General features: G+C 69.9%; 14 protein-coding genes. 7 read left to right on the forward strand and 7 right to left on the reverse strand.

Annotation, left to right across the window (positions count from 1 at the left end):
• Window positions 1-152: 152 nt before the first annotated feature.
• Window positions 153-1079: an oxygenase MpaB family protein gene (locus ACTHL4_RS10785; RefSeq protein ID WP_440282765.1), complete on the reverse strand. Its 927-nt coding sequence runs from the start codon at window positions 1077-1079 to the stop codon at window positions 153-155.
• Window positions 1080-1193: 114 nt separating this feature from the next.
• On the opposite strand from ACTHL4_RS10785, the gene ACTHL4_RS10790 reads away from it, so the two are divergent.
• From ACTHL4_RS10790 to ffh, 4 genes are all read left to right on the forward strand, one after another.
• The gene (locus ACTHL4_RS10790; protein WP_440282766.1) at window positions 1194-2588 is read left to right on the forward strand and encodes an ammonium transporter; all 1395 of its coding nucleotides are present in this window, start codon (window positions 1194-1196) and stop codon (window positions 2586-2588) included.
• Window positions 2585-2923, forward strand: a complete 339-nt coding sequence (locus tag ACTHL4_RS10795) for a P-II family nitrogen regulator (protein WP_440282767.1) — start codon at window positions 2585-2587, stop codon at window positions 2921-2923. The genes ACTHL4_RS10790 and ACTHL4_RS10795 overlap by 4 nt, the downstream gene beginning before the upstream one ends.
• Window positions 2924-2981: 58 nt before the next feature.
• The gene (locus ACTHL4_RS10800; RefSeq protein ID WP_440282768.1) at window positions 2982-5291 is read left to right on the forward strand and encodes a [protein-PII] uridylyltransferase; all 2310 of its coding nucleotides are present in this window, start codon (window positions 2982-2984) and stop codon (window positions 5289-5291) included.
• Between the two features lie 68 nt (window positions 5292-5359).
• The gene (ffh, locus tag ACTHL4_RS10805; RefSeq protein ID WP_440282769.1) at window positions 5360-6961 is read left to right on the forward strand and encodes a signal recognition particle protein; all 1602 of its coding nucleotides are present in this window, start codon (window positions 5360-5362) and stop codon (window positions 6959-6961) included.
• 113 nt (window positions 6962-7074) lie between these two features.
• On the opposite strand, the gene ACTHL4_RS10810 is transcribed toward ffh, so the two are convergent.
• On the reverse strand, window positions 7075-8565 hold the full coding sequence (locus tag ACTHL4_RS10810; RefSeq protein WP_440282770.1) for a sigma factor-like helix-turn-helix DNA-binding protein: 1491 nt from the start codon (window positions 8563-8565) through the stop codon (window positions 7075-7077).
• Between the two features lie 77 nt (window positions 8566-8642).
• Between ACTHL4_RS10810 and ACTHL4_RS10815 the strand changes: the two genes are divergently transcribed.
• Together ACTHL4_RS10815 and ACTHL4_RS10820 are read left to right on the forward strand one after the other, a co-directional pair.
• Entirely contained in the window at window positions 8643-9728 is a 1086-nt protein-coding gene (locus ACTHL4_RS10815; protein ID WP_440282805.1) for an amidohydrolase family protein, read from the forward strand.
• A gap of 48 nt (window positions 9729-9776) precedes the next feature.
• On the forward strand, window positions 9777-10946 hold the full coding sequence (locus ACTHL4_RS10820) for a GNAT family N-acetyltransferase (RefSeq protein ID WP_440282771.1): 1170 nt from the start codon (window positions 9777-9779) through the stop codon (window positions 10944-10946).
• A gap of 33 nt (window positions 10947-10979) precedes the next feature.
• On the opposite strand, the gene ACTHL4_RS10825 is transcribed toward ACTHL4_RS10820, so the two are convergent.
• From ACTHL4_RS10825 to aceA, 3 genes are all read right to left on the reverse strand, one after another.
• Window positions 10980-12008, reverse strand: coding sequence for an agmatine deiminase family protein (locus tag ACTHL4_RS10825; protein WP_440282772.1), 1029 nt, complete (start codon window positions 12006-12008; stop codon window positions 10980-10982).
• A 116-nt stretch (window positions 12009-12124) separates the two neighbouring features.
• Window positions 12125-13816 carry a malate synthase A gene (gene aceB / locus ACTHL4_RS10830; RefSeq protein ID WP_440282773.1) on the reverse strand — a complete coding sequence of 564 codons (1692 nt, stop codon included), beginning with the start codon at window positions 13814-13816 and terminating at the stop codon, window positions 12125-12127.
• 201 nt (window positions 13817-14017) lie between these two features.
• Window positions 14018-15310, reverse strand: a complete 1293-nt coding sequence (gene aceA / locus ACTHL4_RS10835; protein WP_440282774.1) for an isocitrate lyase — start codon at window positions 15308-15310, stop codon at window positions 14018-14020.
• A 168-nt stretch (window positions 15311-15478) separates the two neighbouring features.
• Here aceA and ACTHL4_RS10840 point away from each other — a divergent pair, with 168 nt between their 5' ends.
• Window positions 15479-17002 (forward strand): helix-turn-helix domain-containing protein, encoded by a 1524-nt coding sequence (locus ACTHL4_RS10840; RefSeq protein WP_440282775.1) that lies wholly within the window; start codon window positions 15479-15481, stop codon window positions 17000-17002.
• 119 nt (window positions 17003-17121) lie between these two features.
• Here the strand turns inward: ACTHL4_RS10840 and ACTHL4_RS10845 are convergent, their stop codons facing one another.
• Both ACTHL4_RS10845 and ACTHL4_RS10850 read right to left on the reverse strand, forming a co-directional pair.
• Window positions 17122-20667: an ATP-binding cassette domain-containing protein gene (locus ACTHL4_RS10845; RefSeq protein WP_440282776.1), complete on the reverse strand. Its 3546-nt coding sequence runs from the start codon at window positions 20665-20667 to the stop codon at window positions 17122-17124.
• A 195-nt stretch (window positions 20668-20862) separates the two neighbouring features.
• Window positions 20863-21807 (reverse strand): glycine betaine ABC transporter substrate-binding protein, encoded by a 945-nt coding sequence (locus tag ACTHL4_RS10850; protein ID WP_440282777.1) that lies wholly within the window; start codon window positions 21805-21807, stop codon window positions 20863-20865.
• Between the last annotated feature and the right edge of the window lie 65 nt (window positions 21808-21872).

Below are 21872 nucleotides of genomic sequence, written 5' to 3' on the forward strand. Positions count from 1 at the left end.
TGGTGTTTTGTTTTTTTTTTTGGCGCCCGGGCGGCGGGGGGGGGCCCCCACACCCAACTTTTTGGTGGGGCCCCCCCCCCCTTCTCAGTCGTCGCTCCATCGCGAGTGGGCTCGTTCTGCCGTCACCTGACCTGCGCTGTCGCCATACCTGGTCAGGAGTCGCGGAAAGCCTCAGCGGCCTGGTTGACGCGGCGGTCGGCCTGCACCTGCGGGTCGGCCAGCATCCAGCGCACGCCCTTGGCGCCGGCGACGCCGACCCCGCGCAGCAACGCCGCCCCGCCCGGCGGCATCCGCAGGCCCAGCATCCGGCGGGCGTATGGCGGAAGGGTCCCGATGGCGCCGGCGACCAGGCTCAGGTAGCCCGGCCGTGCGGCCGGCGGCAGGGGCGGCTCCCACAGGATGAAGCGCAACGCCTCGCGCGCGGCCGGCGTCGCCCGCAGTTGCGGGCGGTATGACGCGAGCGTCTCGCGCAGCGACGCGACGCTGGCCGGAGCGTCGCCGAAGCCGAGCCGACTCGACACCGAGCCGATCTGAGCGACATACGTGTCGGCCTCGGCGTCGCTGAGCGTGCCGCCACCGAAGGCGCGATAGCAGGTCAGGAAGCTGTCGGCCTCCGCCGCATGCACCCAGGCCAGCAGGTGCGGATCGTCGGCGCGGTAGTCGACGCCCTCGAAGGTGCCGTGCACTCGCCGGTGGATGCCGCGCACCCGCGCCAGGAGGCGCTCCGCGTCCGGGATGGTGCCGAACGTCGTGGTGGAGATGAAGTTGCTGGTCTGCTGCAGCCGACCCCACGGGTCGTCGCGATAGTTGGAGTGCTGGTCGACCCCGGCCATCGCCAGCGGATGCAACGACTGCAACAGCAGTGCGCGGATCCCGGCGACGAACATGGACGCATCCAGGTGCACCCGCCAGATCGGGTCATCGGGGGTGAACCAGCGCTGCCCCGGCTTGCCCCAGATGCCGTCCGCGCGCCGCTGCGCGTCCTCACCCGCCACCCGCTCGCGCAGTTGTACGGCGGCTCGATGCCGCACCGCGTCGTGCATGCGGCGCACCGGGCCGGGCAGCACGAGGGACGTCATACCGCCATTATGCGCGGCGAGCGAAACCTGCCGGTAACGCACTGCCGAACACGCAACACGGCCGTAACACGCACGAGACGCTGACCGAAACCGGCCGTTGCCAAGGTTTTTCGCATGACCTCCTTGATGCACGGGTTGTCGGCGGCGGCGCCACCGACACTCGACACCGGCAACACGGCCTGGATGCTGATCTCGGCATCCCTGGTGCTCTTCATGACGATCCCCGGGCTCGCGCTGTTCTACGGCGGACTCGGGCGATCACGCGGAGTGCTCAACATGATGATGATGTCGTTCGGAGCGCTGGGCGTCATCGGGATCATCTATGTGCTGTGGGGCTACTCGATGTCCTTCGGCACCCACGACCATCTCGGGATCTTCGCCGGTCCGTTCCAGTTCTTCGGGCTGTCCGGTCTGCTGCCGGGTGAGCCGGGCGGCACCGTGCTGCAGGCGGGCGGCATACCGACGCTGGTGTTCGCCGGATTCCAGTTCACCTTTGCCGCGATCACCGTCGCCCTGATCAGCGGTGCGATCGCCGACCGGGCGAAGTTCGCCACCTGGCTGGTGTTCTCCGGGCTGTGGGTCACCGTGGCGTATTTCCCGCTGGCGCACATGGTCTGGGGCGGTGGCCTGCTTTCCGGGTCGGCCGACGGGATCGCCGCCAAACTCTTCGGCACGGCCGACGGTATGGCGAAAGTGGCCCCCATCGATTTCGCCGGCGGGACCGTGGTGCACATCAACGCGGGCATCGCCGGTCTGGTCCTGGCGCTGCTGATCGGCAAGCGCGCCGGATTCGGCAGCTCACCGATGCGGCCGCACAACGTGCCGCTGGTGATGCTCGGCTCGGGCATCCTGTGGTTCGGCTGGTATGGCTTCAACGCCGGATCCGCCTTGGGCGCCAACGAATCCGCCGCCCTGGTGTGGGTCAACACCACCGTCGCGACGTGCGCCGCGATGATCGGCTGGCTGGTGCTGGAGAAACTGCGCGACGGCCACGCCACGTCGGTCGGTGCCGCGTCCGGCATCGTCGCCGGACTGGTCGCGATCACACCGGCCTGTGGCAACGTCACCCCGCTCGGTGCGATCGGCGTCGGAGCGGTGGCGGGGGTGGCGTCGGCATACGCGATCGGGCTGAAGTTCCGTTTCGGCTTCGACGACTCGCTCGACGTGGTCGGCGTCCATCTGGTGTCCGGCCTGTGGGGCACCCTGTCGCTGGGCGTCTTCGCCCGCGGCACGGGCCTGGCGTACGGCGAGTGGCGGCAACTGGTCGTGCAATTCGCCATCGTCTGCGTGGCGCTGCTCTACACCGGCGTGGTCACCACGGTCATCGGCGTCGCGCTGAAGGTGACGATGGGCTGGCGGATCAGCGCCGAGGACGAGGCCGAGGGCATCGACCAGGCCGAACACGCCGAAACGGCATACGACTTCGGCAGTGTCTTCTCCGCCAGCCGGATCGGGCACCGGCCGGAGCGGCCGGCCCGCACGGCGACCAAGGAAGAGGTGCAGGCATGAAACTCGTCACCGCGATCATCAAGCCGTTCCGGCTCGAGGAGGTGAAGGAGGCGCTGGAGGCCTACGGCATCAGCGGTATGACGGTCAGCGAAGCCAGTGGCTACGGCCGGCAGCGGGGGCACAGCGAGGTCTACCGCGGCGCCGAGTATGCCGTGGACTTCGTGCCGAAGATCCGGCTCGAGGTGGTCGTGGAGGACCTGGACGTCCGCAGCGTGGTGGATGTCATCGTCAAGACCACGCAGACCGGGCGGATCGGCGACGGCAAGGTCTGGGTGCTGCCGATCGAGGATGTCGTGCGGGTTCGCACCGGCGAGCACGGCGACTCGGCTCTCTAGCCGATCGAGTAGCGACTCTCCAGCCGATCGAGTAGCGACGAAGGAGCGTATCGAGATCATGGGCGTCGACCGGGCACGGTTGGACCTGGCCGGCACCCGCGACTTCGCCACGGCCGGGGCGGGACAGCGTCGGAGGGCACGCCTGACGGCATACACCAGGGGAGTGCTGACACAGGTCTGGCAGGAGGCGCAGCCACCGGCTGCGGGTGTCGCGCTGGCGGTGGTCGGCGGCATCGCCCGCGGGGACAGCGGGCCCTTGTCCGACTACGACGTGGTGCTGTTGCACGACGGTCGCGGACCACACGACCTGCCGGGATTCGCCGACCGTGTGTGGTATCCGTTGTGGGACAAGGGGATTCGCCTCGATCACAGTGTGCGCACGCCGAAGCAGTGCCGGGCGACCGCCGCCGACGACCTGACCGCAGCCATCGGGCTGCTGGACATCGAGCACGTCAACGGCGACCCGTTGCTGGTCGCCCAGGTCCGGCAGGACATCGCCCACGACTGGCGGGCGAACTCCCGCCGACGGCTGCCCGAACTGCTGGAGTCGGTGCAGACCCGGCACCGCCGGCACGGCGACCTGACCCACGACCTGGAGCCGGATCTGAAGGAGGCGGCCGGCGGGCTGCGCGACATGACGGTGCTGCGGGCGCTCGCGGCGACCTGGCTGGCGGACCGGCCGCACGGAGCGGTGGACACCGCCTACGCGCGGCTGCTGGACGTGCGGGACGCGTTGCACGTCGTCACCGGCCGCGGGCGTGACCGGCTCACCCGCCAGGAGCAGGACGCGGTCGCCGCGCTGCTCGGCGACGACGACGCCGACGCCCTGCTCACCTCGGTCGTGCAGGCCGGACGCGCGATCGCCCATGCGCTGGAGGACACCGCCCGGCGGGCCGGCCAGTCGCAACGTGCCCGCACCCTGCGGACCGGCCCCCGGCGGCCGGTGCTGCACCCGCTCGGTCACGGCCTCTACCGGCACGACGGTGAGGTGGTCCTCGGCCGCCGCGAGGTCGGTGGTGGTGGTCCGCTGACGGTGCTGCGTGCCGCCGGCGCCGCCGCCCGCCACGGCCTGCCGTTGGGGCCGGCCACCGTCGCGAACCTCACCGATCCGATGCCGGTGCCGCCCGCCCCGTGGCCGGAGCAGGTCCGAGAGACGTTCGTGGATCTGCTCGCGGCCGGCGCCGGCCTGCCGCAGGTCTGGGAGACGCTCGACCTGGCCGGTGTCGTGGGCGCCTGGCTGCCGGAGTGGGCGGCGGTGCGCAGCCGTCCGCAGCGCAATCCGGTGCACCGGCACACCGTCGACCGGCACCTTGTCGAGACGGTGGTGCGCGCCGCGGCGTTGCGGCACCGGGTGCGGCGGCCGGATCTGTTGCTGGTCGCCGCACTGCTGCACGACATCGGCAAGATCGCCGGCGTGCACGACCACGCGGTCGAGGGGGCACCGGTCGCCGGCAACGTCGCGCGGCGGATGGGCTACCCGCCGGAGGACGTGCGGACGGTGGAGCTGCTGGTGCGTGAGCACCTCACCGCCGTGGACCTCGCGACCCGCCGGGACCCGGACGACCCAGCGACCGTTCACGCGCTCGTGACGGCCGTGGCGGAACGCGCCGACCTGCTCGAGCTGCTGGTGGCGCTGACCGAGGCGGACGCCCTCGCGGCCGGCCCGCAGGCCTGGACCGCCTGGCGGGCCGAACTCGTTCACCGGCTGGCGCAGCACGGCCGTGCCGCATTGAGCGGCCGGCACCCGGCCGCGCCCGAGTGCGTCGAGCCGCTCGGTGCGCAGATCCGCGCCCGGGTCGGCGCCGGTGCGCCATACGTGCTGGTGACTGCGACCGCATCCGGCGCGATCGTCCGGATTGCCGACCGGGACCGCCCCGGCCTGTTCGCGCACAGTGCCGCCGTGCTCGCGTCGTTCGGTATGACGGTGCGGGCCGCCCGGATCCGCACGACCGGCGGCATCGCGCACAACACCTGGCGGGTGGAGGCGCCGCTGGCCGACCTGCCGGACGCGGAGCAGCTGGGCCGGCGGCTGCGTGAGGGGGTGCCGCGTCGAGAACGGGCGACCGCCCCGCCCCGCCGGGCATACGGCTCCCCGCCGTCGCGGGCGACGCTCGTGCCGGCCGGCTCCGAGGATGCTCTGGTCATCGAGGTGTGCGCGCAGGACCGTCCTGGTCTGCTCGGCGATCTCGGTGAGACGTTCGCCGCGCACCGGCTCGCCATACGATCGGCGCACGTGGCCACGTATGCCGGCCAAACGCTCGACACCTTCTACGCGGTGCCCGTCGACGGCCGGCCGCCCGCGCCGCCGGAGGTGGCACGCATCATCGCGGCGCTCATCGACGCGTGCGATGGCGCGCCGGCCGGATGACCGGCCAAGGGCTCGTGAACCGACTCGAGGATGAGGAACGCATCGTCGAGTCAGTTAACCTTGCCTGCGTGTTCAACAGCCTGTCCGACCGCCTGACGTCGACCTTCAAGAACCTCCGGGGCAAGGGTCGCCTGTCCGAGTCCGATATCAACTCCACCATCCGCGACATCCGGCTGGCGCTGATCGACGCCGATGTCGCGACGCCGGTGGTGCGCGAGTTCACCGGGCGGGTCCGGGAGCGGGCGCTGGGCGCGGAAGTGAGCCAGGCGCTCAACCCCGGGCAGCAGGTCGTCAAGATCGTCAACGAGGAACTCATCGAGGTCCTCGGCGGTCAGACCCGGGAGTTGCAGCTGGCCAAGCGGCCGCCGACGGTCATCATGCTGGCCGGCCTGCAGGGCTCGGGTAAGACGACGTTCGCCGGCAAGCTGGCGCGGCACCTGCGCGACAAGGGGCACTTCCCGGTGCTCGTCGCAGCGGACCTGCAGCGCCCCAACGCGGTCACCCAGCTGGAGGTCGTCGCCGAGCGCGCCGGCGTGCCGTGCTTCGCTCCGGAGCGGGGCAACGAGGGTGGGCACGATGCTGCGACCGGCGAGGGCACTCAGTCGTACGGCGACCCGGTGTGGGTCGCCCAGGCGGGTGTGGGTCAGGCCAAGGTGCGGCAGTACGACGTGGTGATCGTCGATACCGCCGGTCGCCTGGCGGTGGACGAGGCGCTGATGAAGCAGGCGGCCGACATCCGTGAGGCGATCCAGCCCGACGAGGTGCTGTTCGTGATCGACGCGATGATCGGCCAGGCGGCCATCGAGACGGCGCTCGCGTTCCAGCAGGGTGTCGACTTCACCGGTGTCGTGCTGTCCAAGCTGGACGGTGACGCGCGCGGCGGTGCGGCGCTGTCGGTGGCGTCGGTCACCGGGCGGCCGATCATGTACTCCTCGGTCGGTGAGCAGACCAAGGACATCGAGGTCTTCCACCCCGACCGGATGGCATCGCGCATCCTGGACATGGGCGACATACTCACGCTGATCGAGCAGGCCGAGAAGGCCTTCGACCGGCAGCAGGCCGCGGAGATGGCCCGCAAGTTCATGGACGAGGAGGACTTCACCTTCGATGACTTCCTCCAGCAGATGGCGGCCATCAAGAAGATGGGCAACCTCAAGGCGCTGATGGGCATGATGCCCGGTATGGCGGGCATGAAGGACCAGCTGAACGCCCTGGACGAGAGGGAGTTCGACCGGGTCGAGGCGATGGTGCGCTCGATGACCCCCTTCGAGCGCACGCATCCCAAGCAGATCAACGGTTCGCGCCGGGCCCGCATCGCCGGCGGTGCCGGCACGACCGTGTCCGAGGTCAACCAGTTGCTCGAGCGTTTCGGCCAGGCGCAGAAGATGATGCGTCAGATGCGCCGCGGCGGCGGCATGCCCGGTATGCCGGGGATGCCCGGTGGCGGCGGCAAGCGCGGCAAGCAGGTGGCCAAGAAGAAGAAGGGCAAGAGCGGCAACCCGGCCAAGCGCGCCCAGCAGGAGCAGGCGGCAGCGGACAAGGCGACCGCTGCACGCGACAAGGCGATGGGCAGCGCCTTCGGTCAGCAGGAGGAGGAGCAGGACTTCTCCAACCTCAAGCTGCCCAAGGGTTTCGAGAAGTTCCTCGGCCCGGGCGCCGACAAGGACTGAGCAACCGTTCGGGCGACAAGGTCGCTACTGTTGTCACTTCCTCGCGTCGGAACGGGCTTTCGGGCGACAAGGTCGCTACTGTCGTCACTTCCTCGCGGGAGGCAGGGGGCGGTTCAGTTGCGCGGGGCCGATCCGGCGTCGTCGACTGCGCCGTTGTCCAATTTGTAGCGGTCGGCGACGATCTGCAGTGTCCAGGGACCTCGGGCGTGCTCGACGGTGATGGTCACCGGCAGCGTGCGGCTGCTCGGCGCCGGCGGCTCGAACTCGGTGAACGGCACCTGCGGCACCCGCCGGTCGACGAACTCACACCACGTGTTGGTGCGGCCGGCGTAGTAGGTCAGGTCGTGTCCGCCGCATGTCGTCCATGGCGTGCGGCCGGCGACCGCCACCTTGAAACGGCCGGTGGTGGTGGGGGAGAGCAGGCCGGAGACCACCAGGTTCGTCCCTGGGACGTCCGCCGGGATGGCGAGCTGACCGGTGAACGTGCCGTTCGGCCCGGCGGCGCTCCCGGCGAGGGTCAGAACGTGCCCGGCGGAGGACGGCTGCAGCGGAGAACCGCTGGACGTCGTCGGGTCTTCCCCGTGCAGCGTCTGATCGTGCTCAACGACGAAACCTGTTGTGGCCACAGGATATTGGTCCCATGGCACCCTGCGGTAGACCGCCACCGGCCAACGCGGGCGTCGATAGTCATGTATGGCGACACTGGTGTCCCCGCGCGCGGGGACCAGATGCATGCCCGCCCGGCGGCCGGAGCACTGCGCCTGGAAGGTGCCGACCAACTGGCTGGTCAGCGTTGCGACGAAGGTCGGCGTCCGACGGTCCACGGCACACTGGACCGCGACTGCTGCGTCCCCGCTCACGGTGAAGGGCACCGCAGGCCCCGGGGCGATCTCGTGGATGTCGACGAGCCGGTAGCCCTGCGTGTATGCCGGGAAGTGCGTGCCGTGCACGCGGTTCAGGCCTTCCGGGCTGCGCAGCCAATCGTCGTGCCAGCGTTGCGTGATCACCAGTGATGCGATCGTCAGGACGATGACCAGCGGCGCCGCGACATACGTCCACCGCGGGCGTCGTGCGGGCGGTGGTGCGTCCCGCACATCGGTGAGGGTGGTGGCCGGCCCCGGGGTGGTGGCGAGGTCGCCGAATTCCTCCAGTAGAGACCGTAGTTCGCCGGAGTGCGGGGATGCGCCGGGTAGTTCGTCATACGGGATCGAGCGGAGGGTGTCGGTGACGGACCGGGTGGACAGGCCCAGCGCGCGGGCGGTCTCCCGCTCGTCATGGTTGTCGACGACCTGTGCCAGCAGGACGGCGCGTTGTCGGGGCGAGAGCCGTGCCAGCACCTGGAAACGTCGAGGCGGCTGCGACACGTCGACGCTCCGGGTCGGTGCATCGTGTCGCGCGGCGGCGCGTGCCATCCGCAGCCGCGCGTCGGCGCCGGCCCGGGTCAGGTCGACGTGCTCGCGGCGCATGTCGGCCAGCACCGTGACCACCAGGTGTTCGGCGGTTTCCTGCGCGGCGGTCAGCTGGTAGGCGTCATGATGCAGATCCTGGCTGCGGGCCGCGATGAACTCCTCCAGCCGCTCGTCCTGGTGCTCTCGCCCCCGCATGTGGTCAGCGTATGCCGCACACGTGCCATACCTGCCCGGTTCGGCGCAGAAGTACGGATAGGGTCGACGGTATGGCGATGGACTCCCCGGTGCTGCACGTGACCGGCCAGATCCTGGTCGGTCCCGACGAGGTTCGCGACGAGATGTGGGTGGTGGACGGCCGCATCAGCTGGACCGCGCCGCAGTCGACCGATAACGCCCAGACGGTGCAGGGATTCACATTGCCCGGGCTGGTCGACGCCCACTGCCACGTCGGGCTGGAGGCGCACGGCGGCGTCGACAAGGCGACGACCGAGCAACACGCACTGCGGGAGCGCGAGGCCGGCGCCCTCCTGCTGCGCGACGCGGGTTCGCCGGTGGACACGCACTGGATCGACGACCGGGAGGACCTGCCGCGCATCATTCGCGCCGGCCGGCACATCGCCCGGACCAAGCGCTACATCCGCAACTTCGCCCACGAGATCGAGCCCGAGGACCTCGTCGTCTACGTGCGGCAGGAGGCCCGCCGCGGCGACGGCTGGGTCAAGCTGGTCGGTGACTGGATCGATCGCGACCGTGGCGACCTGTCACCCTGCTGGCCGCGCGAGGCGCTGGCGGCCGCCATCGAGGCCGCGCACGAAGAGGGTGCCCGGGTGACGGCGCACTGCTTCGGCGAGGAGTCCCTGCTGGACTTCGCAGCAGCCGGCACCGACTGCATCGAACACGCCACCGGACTCCAGCCCGATTCCATCGATCTGTTCGCCCGGCAAGGCATTTCGATCGTGCCGACACTGGTGAACATCGAGAACTTCCCCCAGTTCGCCGAGGCGGGTGAGGCGAAGTTCCCGGCATACGGCGCGCACATGCGCGACCTCTATGCCCGGCGCTACGACACCATCGCCGCCGCGCACGAGGCCGGCGTGCCGATCTGGGTCGGCACCGACGCCGGCGGGCAACTCCCGCACGGCCTCGCCGCGGCGGAGGTTGCCGAGTTGACCCGCGCCGGCATGACGAACGTCGAGGCGATCAGCGCCGCCACCTGGGGAGCCCGCGAATGGCTCGGCCGGCCGGGGATCGAGGAGGGGGAGAGCGCGGACTTCGTGGTCTACCAGGCGGATCCACGCCAGGACGTCGGCGTGCTGGCCGATCCGCGCCACATCGTGCTGCGCGGCCGCCAGGTCTGACCACGCCGTGCCCGAACATCACGCCGTCGACCCTGGCAGGATGCTCGGGTGAGTTGGCGACTTGCTCCGTTGCGATCCTCCGGACGACGCGTCTGGGTGCACACGGTGCGCCCGGAGGACGTCCCGGCATACCGGACGGCGGTGCAGCAGTCCGCCGCACGCATCGGCGTGTGGAACCCCGTCAACCCCGATGACATCAACTGGCACCTGGAGCGACAGAGCGAGGAACACCGCACGTTCCTGATCCACGCGGCCGACGCCGAGGGCAGCCACGGCATCGTCGGGAAGGTCAATGTCACCAACGTGGTTCGCGGCCGCTTCCAGAGCGGTGTGCTGGGCTACGACGCCTACGACCCGTATGTCGGCAGGGGCTTGTTCGCCGAAGGACTGCGGCAGATCATCAACCTGGCGTTCACCGGCTCACCGCAAGGGATGGGCCTGCACCGCCTGGAGGCCAATGTGCGCCCGGGCAACGCCACCTCGGCCGGCATGCTGCGCTCTCTGGGCTTCCGCCGCGAGGGGCTGGTCCGCGACATGCTGTGGCTGCCGAGCACGGACGGCGCCGCGTGGCGCGACCACGTCATGCATGCACTGACCCGGGACGAGTGGCCGGCGGCGGCATACGCTCCCTCCAGACCGGTGCGCATGGTGGTGGCCGTCAACGGCGTTCCCGCCTCCGGCAAGTCGACCCTCGCACCGCGCATCGCCGCCGAACTCGGCCTGCCGCTCTTCGCCAAGGACACCGTCAAGGAAACGATCTTCGACCTCCTCCCGCCGTCGGTGCGGCCCGCCCTGCAGGGCACCGGCGGCGCCGGTTCGCCGCTGGGCCCCGGTGCGAGCGAGCTGGTATGGCGCCTGCTGGCGGCCTCGCCGGTGGGTGGGGTGGTGGAGAGCATCTGGTGGCCCGACGATCACCGACGGGTGAGAGACGGACTGCGCAGCGCCGGCTTCGATCCGCGCACCGTGCCGCACGTGTGGTGCGACCTGCCGATCGCCACCGCTCGCCGCCGGCACGACGACCGAGTGCGCGCCGGCCGGCGGCACGCGGTCCACGGCGCGGACGCTGCCGTGCAGCAGGATCTCGACTGGGACTGGATCGACCGCAACGCGGGCGCATTCGACTTCGGCCGTCGCATCGACGTCGACACGTCGCGGCCGGTGGACGCCCGCACCGTGACCCGTGCCTCGCTGATCGCACGAGCCGCCTTCGCGGGCTGATCGGGGCAGGCCGAACCCTGGCGGTCGGCGGCCCTACGAGGCGTCGGGTGTGACCGGTTGCTGCTGCGTGATGCAGTGCACGCCACCGCCGCGCGCGAAGAGCGGTCGCGCGTCGACCGTCACCACTCTTCGCCCCGGATAGGCGTCGGCGAGCACGGCGGCTGCCTCCTCGTCGTGGACATCGTCGAACGAGCACGCGATGACCCCGTCGTTGACCACCAGGTGATTGAGATAGCTGTAGTCGACCGGCCCTTCGTCGTCGGTGAGCACGGCCGGCGCAGGCACCTTGCGGATGTCCCACGCGCGACCCGCGGCGTCGGTGGTCTGCTGCAGGGCCGCCTCGATCTCGCGCATGACCGCGTGATCCGGGTGATCCGGATCGCGCTGGTCGTGCAGCAACAGCACTCCGGGGGACGGGATCGCCGCCACGATGTCCACGTGCCCGCGGGTGCCGAACCGTTGGGAGTCGCGGGTCAGACCTCGGGGCAGCCACACCACGTGGGTGGCGCCGATGGTGCGGGCGAGTTCGGCCTCGATGTCCGCCTTGGTGGCGTCCGGGTTGCGTCCCGGGTCCAGTTGCACGGTCTCGGTGACCAGCACCGTGCCCTCGCCGTCGACGTGGAAACCGCCGCCCTCGTTGACGATCGGCGAGTCGATCCGAGGCACCTGCGCCTGCTCCAGGACGTATGTCGCGACCTTCGCGTCCTTGTCCCAGGTCGCCCAGTCCTGCGCCCCCCAGCCGTTGAAGATCCAGTTCACCCCGGCGAGCGCGCCGTCGTCATACACGAACGTGGGGCCCATGTCGCGCATCCACGCGTCGTCCAGTGGGGTGTGGACGACGTCGATCTCCGCCGACAGGTAGCGTCGCGCGACGTCGGCGTCCTCGGGGTCCACGACCATGGTCACCGGCTCGAACTCCAGCGCGGCGTGCGCGACGGCCGCCCACGTCGAGCGGGCCTCGTCGGCCTCGGCCGCGGTGTCCCCGAGGGTGTAGCCCTGGGACGGGAAGGCCATCCAGATGCGGTCCTGTGCGGAGGTCTCGCTCGGCATACGTGCAGTCATGGCGCCAACGGTCCCACATCCCGGCACGCCTGCGCCGGGAGGATCGCAAACACACGCAGCGGCCCAGGAACCGGCGAACGATGCCGCGGGTCCTGGGCCGCTCGGTGCCGCTGGGGTCAGGCGGCCGACTCGGCCGAATCGTCCGTCGGCGTGACCTGCTCGGACTGTCGCAAGTCTTCCCGGCTGGTCGGCTTCATCCGCAACGCCTGTTCGGTGAGGTAGCGGACGTAGGCGTAGTTGGTGAAGAAGCCGGGCAGGTAATCGCTCAGTGCGACGAACTCGAGCACCTCGCGGGCCGCTTCGTAACGTGCCGTGGTCATGTCGTCCTGCCCACGGGTCAGCTTGCCGATCTCCTCGTCGATGACCCGGTCCAGCAGCTCCCGGGTGACCTGCGGGCCCTCGGCCAGCTGCGACTCGTGGTGCAGCCACTGCCACAGCTGGGCACGCGAGATCTCAACAGTGGCAGCGTCTTCCATCAGATTGTCGATGGTGAGCGCGCCCCTGCCGTCGACCCACGCGGCCAGGTAGCGCAGCGCCACCGACACATTGGTGCGCACGCCGTGCAGGCTGATCGTCTGCTGCGTGCCCTCCAGGGAGACCAGGTCGCGTGCCGAGATGCCCACCGCCTGGCGCAGCGAGCGCTGGTCGGTGCGCTCGCCCAGGATGCTGCGGTATGCCGCCAGGCAGGTCTCCACCAGCGCGGGGTGCGCCACCCAGGAGCCGTCGAAGCCCTCGGTCGCCTCCCGCTGCTTCTCGGCGGTGACCTGCGCCAGGGCCCGGTGCCGGGCCTGCTCGTCCTGACCGGTCGGGTTGACCGCGGCCGGACCGCCGATGGCGTAGGCCCACCGCTTGTGGCAGGTGGCCACCAGCAGCTGGGTCAACGACCGCAGGATCGGCGTCGTCATGGTGACCTTGTCGCGGTCCGGCAGCACGAACTCGTCACCACGGTGGGCGAAGGTGCGCACGTAGCTGAAGATGTAGTCCCACCGGCCGGCGTTCAATCCGCTGCAGTGCGAACGCAGTTCGTAGAGGATCTCGTCCATCTCGAACGCCGCCGGCAGTGTCTCGATCAGCACCGTCGCGCGGATGGTGCCCTGCGGTATGCCGAGCTCGCGCTGGGCGAGGACGAACACGTCGTTCCACAGCCGGGCTTCCAGGTGCGACTCGATCTTGGGCAGGTAGAAGTAGGGTCCGGCGCCGTTGTCGATCAATTGCTGCGCGTTGTGGAAGAAGTAGAGGCCGAAGTCGAACAGCGACGCGGAAATCGGCCGCCCGTCGATGGTGATGTGCTTCTCGCACAAGTGCCAGCCGCGCGGCCGCATGATGATGGTCGGGCCGTCACCGTCGGTGGTCAGCGTCGTGCCCTCCGACGAGGTGTAGCGAAGGTCGCCGCGGATGGCGTCATACAAGGTGATCTGGCCGTCGACGATGTTGCGCCAGGAGGGTGCGACGCCGTCCTCCAGGTCCGCCAACCAGGTCGACGCCCCCGAGTTCATCGCGTGTGCGGCCGTGCTCGGGGACGCGGGGGCGATGAGCTCACATCGGCGGTCGGACAGCCCGGGCGCGGGTGCCGCGACCTTCCAGGTCGGATCGGCACGGATCGCGGCGGTCTCCGGCAGGAAATCCAGGTCGGCGCCGGCGTCGATGTCCTTGGCGCGGCGCCGGCGTTCGGCGAGCAGTTCGGCGCGGCAGCCGGCGAACGCGCCGTCGAGAGTGGCTACGAAGGCAAGCGCTTCCGGGGTCACGATCTGGTCGAAGCGTGCGTGTCGGGTGCCGTGCACCACTGGGGTGCCGTGGGTCTCACACATGACAGGTGTCCTTTCCGGGTTGCGAATTGCCTTGCTGTCACGGGGTGTTCGTTGTAAATGCGGTGAAACAGCGGCTCTGGGACTCGGCGTCCGCGCGAAGTATCGGAGCGAGGTACGAGCGGAGAACTTCGTGAAGGGGGATTACCCGAGCCTGCGCGGCCGGAGCCAGGTGACCGCGCAGACCCGGGTAAGTGGGGAACCTCAGAACTGAGCGGCTTCGGTGGAGCCCTTCAGTGCGGTGGTGGCGCTGTCGGGGTTGAGGGCGGTGGAGACCAGGTCGAAGTAGCCGGTGCCGACCTCGCGCTGGTGCTTGGTCGCCGTGTAGCCGCGGCTCTCGCTGGCGAACTCCTTCTCCTGCAGTTCGACGTACGCCTTCATCTGCTCGCGGGCGTAACCGTGGGCCAGGTCGAACATCGAGTAGTTGAGCGCGTGGAAGCCGGCCAGGGTGATGAACTGGAACTTGAAGCCCATCGCGCCCAGCTCGCGCTGGAACTTGGCGATCGTGTCGTCGTCCAGGTGCTTCTTCCAGTTGAAGGACGGGCTGCAGTTGTACGCCAGCATCTGGTCGGGGAAGTCCTGATGCACGGCGTCGGCGAACTGCTTGGCCAGCTCCAGGTCCGGGGTGCCGGTCTCCATCCAGATCAGGTCGGCGTACTCGGCATACGCCTTCGCGCGCGCGATGCACGGCTCGATGCCGTTGCGGACCTTGTAGAAACCCTCGGCGGTGCGCTCGCCGGTCAGGAACTCACGGTCGCGCTCGTCGACGTCGGCCGTCAGCAGGGTCGCCGCCTCTGCGTCGGTGCGGGCGATGATGACCGACGGAGTGCCGGAGACGTCGGCGGCCAGGCGCGCGGCGTTCAGGGTGCGCACGTGCTGCTGGGTCGGGATCAGCACCTTGCCGCCGAGGTGACCACACTTCTTCTCCGAGGCCAGCTGGTCCTCCCAGTGCACACCCGCGGCGCCGGACGCGATCATGTTCTTCATCAGCTCGAAGGCGTTGAGGGGCCCGCCGAAGCCGGCCTCGGCGTCGGCGACGATCGGCACGATCCATTCGTCGACGGTCTTGATGCCCTCGGAGAACTCGATCTGGTCGGCGCGCAGCAACGCGTTGTTGATGCGCCGCACGACGGCCGGCACGGAGTTGGCCGGGTAGAGCGACTGGTCCGGGTAGGTCTGCCCGGCGAGGTTGGCGTCACCGGCGACCTGCCACCCGGACAGGTAGATGGCCTTGAGGCCGGCCTTGACCTGCTGGACCGCCTGGTTGCCGGTCAGCGCACCGAGCGCGTTGACGTAGTCCTCGGTGTGCAGCTTGTCCCACAGCTGCTCGGCGCCACGCTTGGCGAGGGTGAACTCCTCCTGCACCGTGCCGCGCAGCTTGATGACATCGCCGGCGGTGTAGTCGCGCTTGACGCCGGCCCAGCGGGGGTTGCTGTGCCAGTCGTTCTGCAGGGCGGTTTCCTGATCGGTGGTGCTCGGCTGCTGCTCGGTGCTCATAGCTCCTGCGGTCCTTTCGCGATCTGTGGTGCTTCGATGCGTCCAACTTTGGGGTAACCACCAGCCCTGTCGACAGAGAGATCGGGATAAAAAACTGCCAAATTTGCGATACTGTCGTGCCATGCCGCGAGTTTCACTGCCGTGTTCGACGAAGGATGTGTCAAAAACATGACCTCTGTGACATCCGCCTCACCCGAGCGCGATCCGGGTCGGCTGACCCGTCCGCGCGCGAAACAGGCCGTCAAGGAGACGGCCGACGCTCCCGACGCACTGACGGTCGGGCGTCGCGTGCGTCATGTGCGCCAGGAGGCCGGCCGCACGTTGGGTGACGTGGCCGAAGCCGTCGGTATGTCGACCTCGGCACTCTCGCTGATCGAGAACGGCAAGCGCGAGCCGCGCCTGTCGGTGATCTCGGCGTTGGCCGCCGAACTGGACACACCGCTGTCGGACCTGCTGTCGACGGCGCCGCCGAGTCGCCGTGCGGCCCTGGAGATCCGGCTCGAGCGGGCGCAACGCCTTCCGTCATACGAAGCGCTCGGGCTGCCACGGGTGAAGGTGAGTCCGCGGCTGCCGACCGAGGCGTTGGAGGCGTTGGTCGGCATGCACGAGGCCATGGCGTCGGCGCGAGCGGACAGCGCGGCGACGCCCGAGCACGCCCGGCGCGCCAACGCACAGCTGCGCGAGCGCATGCGCGCCGCCGACAACTACTTCGGCGACATCGAGGAGGAGGCCGGGAAGCTATTGGCGGCCATCCACCATCCGGGTGGCCCGATCAGCCGCGCGGCGGTCGACCGGATCGCCGCACACCTGGGCTACAAACTCGTGCACACCTCGGACCTGCCCGGCTCCACGCGCACGGTCACCGACCTGCACAACCACCGCATCTACCTGCCGCAACCCGAGGCAGGGCAACATGATTCGCGGTCGCTGGCGTTGCACGCGGTCGGGCACCTGATCCTCGGACACCAGCCGCCGGCCGACTACGCCGAGTTCCTGTCGCAGCGGGTGGAGATCAACTACTTCGCGGCGGCGCTGCTGATGCCGGAGCACGAGACGGTCGACTTCCTGCGGCGTGCCAAGGCCGACAAGGACATCGCCATCGAGGACCTGCGCGACGCCTACGCGGTCTCCTACGAGACCGCGGCACACCGCTTCACCAACCTGGCCACGCGGCATCTGGGGCTGCCGGTGCACTTCATGCGGATCAGTCAGGACGGTGTCGTCTACAAGGCGTACGAGAACGACGGCGTGCGCTTCCCCGCCGACCCGACCGGCGCGATCGAGGGACAACGCGTATGCCGCTCGTGGACCGCGCGGCGCATCTTCGAGCAGCCCGACCTCTCCCAGGCCTACCAGGCCTACACCGACACCCGGTCGGGCACGTACTGGTGCACCGCTGTCGTGGACCGGACCAAGGACGGCCTCTTCGCGGTCAACGTCGGCGTGCCCTACCAGCACGTCAAGTGGATGCGCGGGCGCGAGACGACCGAACGCGCGGTGTCCCGCTGCCCCGACCCGAGCTGCTGCAACCAGCCGCCGGGTGCCCTGGCGGCCCGGTGGTCGGGGCAGGCATGGCCGTCGGCGCGCGTGCACTCACACCTGCTGGCGGCAATGCCGCCGGGCGTCTTCCCCGGCGTGGACGACACCGAGGTCTACCGCTTCCTGGAGCGGCACGCGAGCACCGGAGTCTGACGCGCGCTCAACCGGCAACGGTCGCCGGAACAGACGCTGCGGTCATCGCCAACACGGCACCACGGCCCGGCGGGACAACTCCCGCCGGGCCGTTCGCCGGTCGGCCTGCTGTATGACGCTCAGCCGGCCAGGTGATCCCAGCGGGCACGCAGGTGGGACCACGGGCCGATGTCGGTGACCGCACCGTCGACGAGCACGACGACCCGGTCGGCCTGGGCCAGCGCGGCGCGCTTGGAGGTGGCGCCGATGACCGTCGTGTGCCGCTCGCGCAGGGCGGCCCACAACTCGATCTCGGTGCTGGCGTCCAGCGCACTCGACACGTCGTCGGCCAGCAGCAACTCGCTCTCCGTCGCCAGCGCGCGGGCCAGCGCGAGACGCTGCACCTGCCCGCCGGACAGTCGCACGCCGCGGTGACCGATCACCGAGTCGGGACCGCCGGCCGCGTCGACGTCGGGTGCCAGTCGGGCCGTGGCGACCGGTCCGGTGAACGGGCGGTCGGAGTGCCCGAGCTGCACGTTGTCGGCGAAGGTGCCGGACAGCACGCGGGGCACCTGCGCCACGTGCGCGACCTGCGCCGGGCGGAGGAAGGCCTGTGCGTCGGCGATCTCCTCGTGGTTCCACTGCAACGACCCGGTGTGGGACAACAGCCCCGCCAGCGAGCCGAGCAGGCTCGACTTGCCCGAGCCGATCTGGCCCAGCAGCAGCACGAACTCGCCGCGCCGCACCGTCAGGTCGACGCCGGACACACCGATCGTCCCGTCGTCGTGTATGGCGCTGAAGTCGCGAACCGTCAGCTCCTGCAACGGGTTCCGCTCGACTGGTGGCGGTGTCGGCGCGGTGCCCTCCAGCAGGTTGATGTCGGGGGACAGGCTGACCAGGTCGACGCCACCGGCGAACCGGCTGGTCGCCTTCTGCCAGGCGCGCGCACCCGGGGCCTCGGTCACCACGGACCCGGCGACCCGGCCGAACCAGTCGAACCCGCTCACCGCATTGGCGACCAGGATCGCGGTCGCCAGGCCCCACACGCCCTCGAAGAAGGCTGCCCAGGCCACGACGACACCCACCTGCACCAGGATGATCGGCACACCGTCGAGGATGGCGCGCACGCGGTGCTCGGAGATCGCCGCATCGACCCGCCCGCCGTCGACACGCTGCAGGTGCCGATGCACCTCGGGCGTGCGCGCGGCCAGCTTGACCGTCCGAGCCGACTCCAACGCCGACACGAGCGCACGACCGAAGTTGGCGCGCGACTCCGACGCCTTGGCCGCCGACCGTCCGGCGATCGGCCGGCCCGCGCTCGAGGCGACCGCGGCGCCGACCATCACTCCGAGCAGCACCAGGCCGGCGAGCACGGTGCCACCGATGACGGCGGTCACCACGGCGATCAGCAGGCCGTTGATGAAGTCGACCCACCGGTCGGCATACATCGCGAACCGGTCGGAGTCCAGCGCGCGGCCCATGACCTCGCCCGGTGGGGTCTTGGCCAGCCGGTGACCACGGGTCTGCCCGATGAGGACCGACATCCGGGTGCGCAGCAGCACTTCGACCCACCAGCGCGGGTAACGCCGGATCGCCTCGGACAGCATCACCGGTCCGGCCAGCAGGCTCACCACGAGCAGCACCCCGAGCGTGGTCGGCGTATGGCCGTTCTTCAGGTCTTCGACGGCATTGCCCCACACCAGGCCCGTGACGGCGCCGAGCGAACCCAGCAGTGCCGAGCCGAAGAACAGGCCGATCGCCGTCGCGCCCCACCGTGGGGTGATGCGCAACGCGTGCGCGACCCCGCGGGCCAGCGACGGTCCGTGACCGGGGTCGACGTTCTCCGGCGCAGGCCCGGAACGCCGCCGGCCACCGACCTGGTCGCCGTCCGGCGCGCCGCCGTGGTGCTGCTCGGCCCGCTGCTGCTCGTGCTCCTCGACCTCGTGCGCGGCCGACGCCTCGAGCAGGGAACGGAACGGCCCCTCGACCGTGGCCAGCTTCTGTCGCGGACCGCTCTGCACCAGGCGGCCGCGGTCGAGCACGGCCACCTGGTCGGCCCGGGCGATGGTGCTCAGCCGGTGGGCGACCAGCACACCGGTGCGGCCGGCGAGCAGATGCTCCGCGGCAGAGACGACGCGTCGCTCGGTGAGCGGGTCCATCCGGGCGGTCGCCTCGTCCAGCACGACGACCCGGACGTCCCGGACCAGCAGGCGCGCGAAGGCGACCAACTGTTCCTCACCGGCCGACAGGGAGGTGCCACTGGCGCCCAGCACCGTGTCGAGGCCGTCCGGCAGACCGTCGACCCAGTCGGTCAGGCCGAGCCGCTCGACGGCGTCGACGATCGTCGCACGCGGTATGTCGGCGAAGAGCGCGATGTTCTCGGCCAGCGTGCCGACGAGCAGCTCGGTGCGCTGGGTGACGACGCCGACCGAGGAGCGCAACCGAGCCAGGTCGAGGGTCGTGACGTCGGCGCCGCCGAGGAAGACCATGCCGGCCGGCGGCTCCACCGCCCGCGACAGCAGCGACGCGAGTGTCGACTTGCCGGATCCGGTCCGTCCGACCAGCGCCACCGTGTGCCCGGCAGGGACATGCAACGTGAGGTCCTGCAGTGCGAACGAGCCCTCGTCGTAACTGAATTCGAGGTTGTCCAGGCGTATGTCGAGGGGCGCGTCGGGCAGGGCCGCGCCACCGACCGGCTCGGGTTCGACCGACAGCATCTGCCGCAGCCGGATCAGGGCACCGATGCCGGTCTGCAGGTCGGGCAGGTGCCGAGCGGTCATGTCGATCTGGCCGACGAAGGTCGTGGTCACCAGGACCAGCGTCACCACCGCGGCGATCGACATGCCGCCGCCGGCCACCAACGCGATGCCGACCAGACCGACGGCGGCCAGCAGGCCGTGCAGCAGCACGCTGGCCCGCAGGGTCAGCAGCCACTCCAGATCCAGCACACTCTTGAAGCGTGCGTGGATGGTCGCCGACAGGCGGGCCAGCCGCGCGATCGCGAACGGCTGCCCGAGGCTGGTACGCAGGTCGTCGGCGCCGGCGATGCTCTCCTCGAGGGCGGCGGCGTGGTCGGTCCAGGAGATCTCCTCGGCGACCTTGCGGCGGGCGAGCTCGCCCAGCTTGGGCTTGATAACCAGGAAGGTCACGCTGGCGATGGCCGGGAAGAGCAGCCAGGCCGGCCACCAGGTGAAGCCGGCGATCAGCCACATCGGCACCAGCGCGACGAGGGTCTGCAGCAATCGCCATACCTGCTGGCGCAACAGGGTGCCTACCTCGTGCGTGTCGTCGTCGACGCGGTCGAGGACTTCACCGACCGCCTGCTCCGACAACGCCGAAAGCGGTTGGTGCAGAGCGGCGTCCAGCAGGTCGGCGCGCAGCGCCCCCTCGGCCCGGTCGATGATCGAGGCCCAGAAGTAGCGGCCGACGGTGTCGAGGACAGCGCCGCCGACGACGCACACCGCCAGCAGGATGACCAGGGTCCTGGTCGGGTGTGCGGCCAGCCGCCCGGCCACGACGGTGCCCATGGTCTGGGCGACCGTGCCGACCATGAGCACGCTCAGCGTGAAGATCGTGGACAGTCCGGCGAGGCGGCGCCAGCCGAGCTGTCGACGGTGGTCGTGTGGGGGAGCGGCCGGCGGCTGGGTGACGGTGCCGTCGGAGGCTCGGGTAGCAGTGGTGGTCATCGCCTGTCAACGCTACGCGGATGCACCGACAGGCGCATGTGGATTTTCGCCGGGGCGGCGCAGATGTGACCAAGCGCACGAAGCGGGCGCGAAATCAACCGGTAGACAGTCGATTTCGCGCCCGCATCGGCACGTCCGTCCCGTCTCGGGACGGTCACCGGAGCTGCATGACCTCCTCGGCCGCCGCAGTGCGGATCAGGCCTTCAGGTCCTCCAGCGAATCGATCTTCATGTACTTCGGGACCGCGATCGTCAACGGCGCGCTGTCGTACCACTTGACGATCTTGGTCAGGTTGTCGCCGTACTTGTCCCAATACGTCTTGTGGGTGGCCGGCAGCCAGGCGTCGAGATAGAGATCGATGTCACCCTTGGCCAGGCCGACGTAGACGGGGCCGGCGTCGGAGATCTGGGTCGTCTTGACCGAGTAGCCCTTGCCCTCCAGGATCTTCTTCCACATCAGTGTGGTCGCGACGTCCTCGTCCCAGTTGATGTAACCGATCCGGATGCTCTTCTTGCCCGGCTTGGCGGTGACACCCTCGGACAACTTGTCGACGAAGCTCTTGTTCGCCTTCATCCAAGCAGCTACACCGGCTTCGGGCTTGCTCTTGTGCTTCTGGAAGACCTGCTCCTCCAGGGGGGCCAGCTCCGCATCGGTCATGTGGAAGTTCTTCAGCATCGCCTCGACCTCGGGGAAGTCGGAGGCGAAGCTCTTGGTGCCGACGGCATAGATGCCGTCGGGCTTGCCCATGGCCCCCTTGGGGTCCTTCAGGTCCTTGATCGGGAACGCGCTGTAGGCCCAGTGCGGACGCCAGAGGGTGACGATGATCGGCTTCTTGTCGTCGACGGCCTTCTTCAGCGCAGCGAGCATCGTGGTGGTGGTCGAGGTCTGCAGGGTCCAGTCCGACAGGCCATAGGCCTTGAGCATCCGCTGTGTCGCCATCGTCAGTCCTGCGCCGGGCTCGATACCGATGATCTTGTGGCCCACCTTCGCACCGACGCCACTGCCGCCGGAGTCACCGCCGGAGCCGCTGCCGGAGTCGTTCGAGCCGCCGGACGACGCCGCGGTGCCGCAGGCGCTGAGCAGGCCGCCCACGCCGAGCGCGGCCAGGCCGCCGAGCACGTTTCGTCGAGTGTTTTCCATCAGTGTGTCTCTCCTCTTTCCGTTCACGTCCACTCGTGTTGGTCTGCGGGCCGGTGCACCTGGGG

Origin of the sequence: Flexivirga sp. (assembly GCF_051955415.1) — a bacterium.
In the GTDB taxonomy this organism is placed as follows: domain Bacteria; phylum Actinomycetota; class Actinomycetes; order Actinomycetales; family Dermatophilaceae; genus Flexivirga.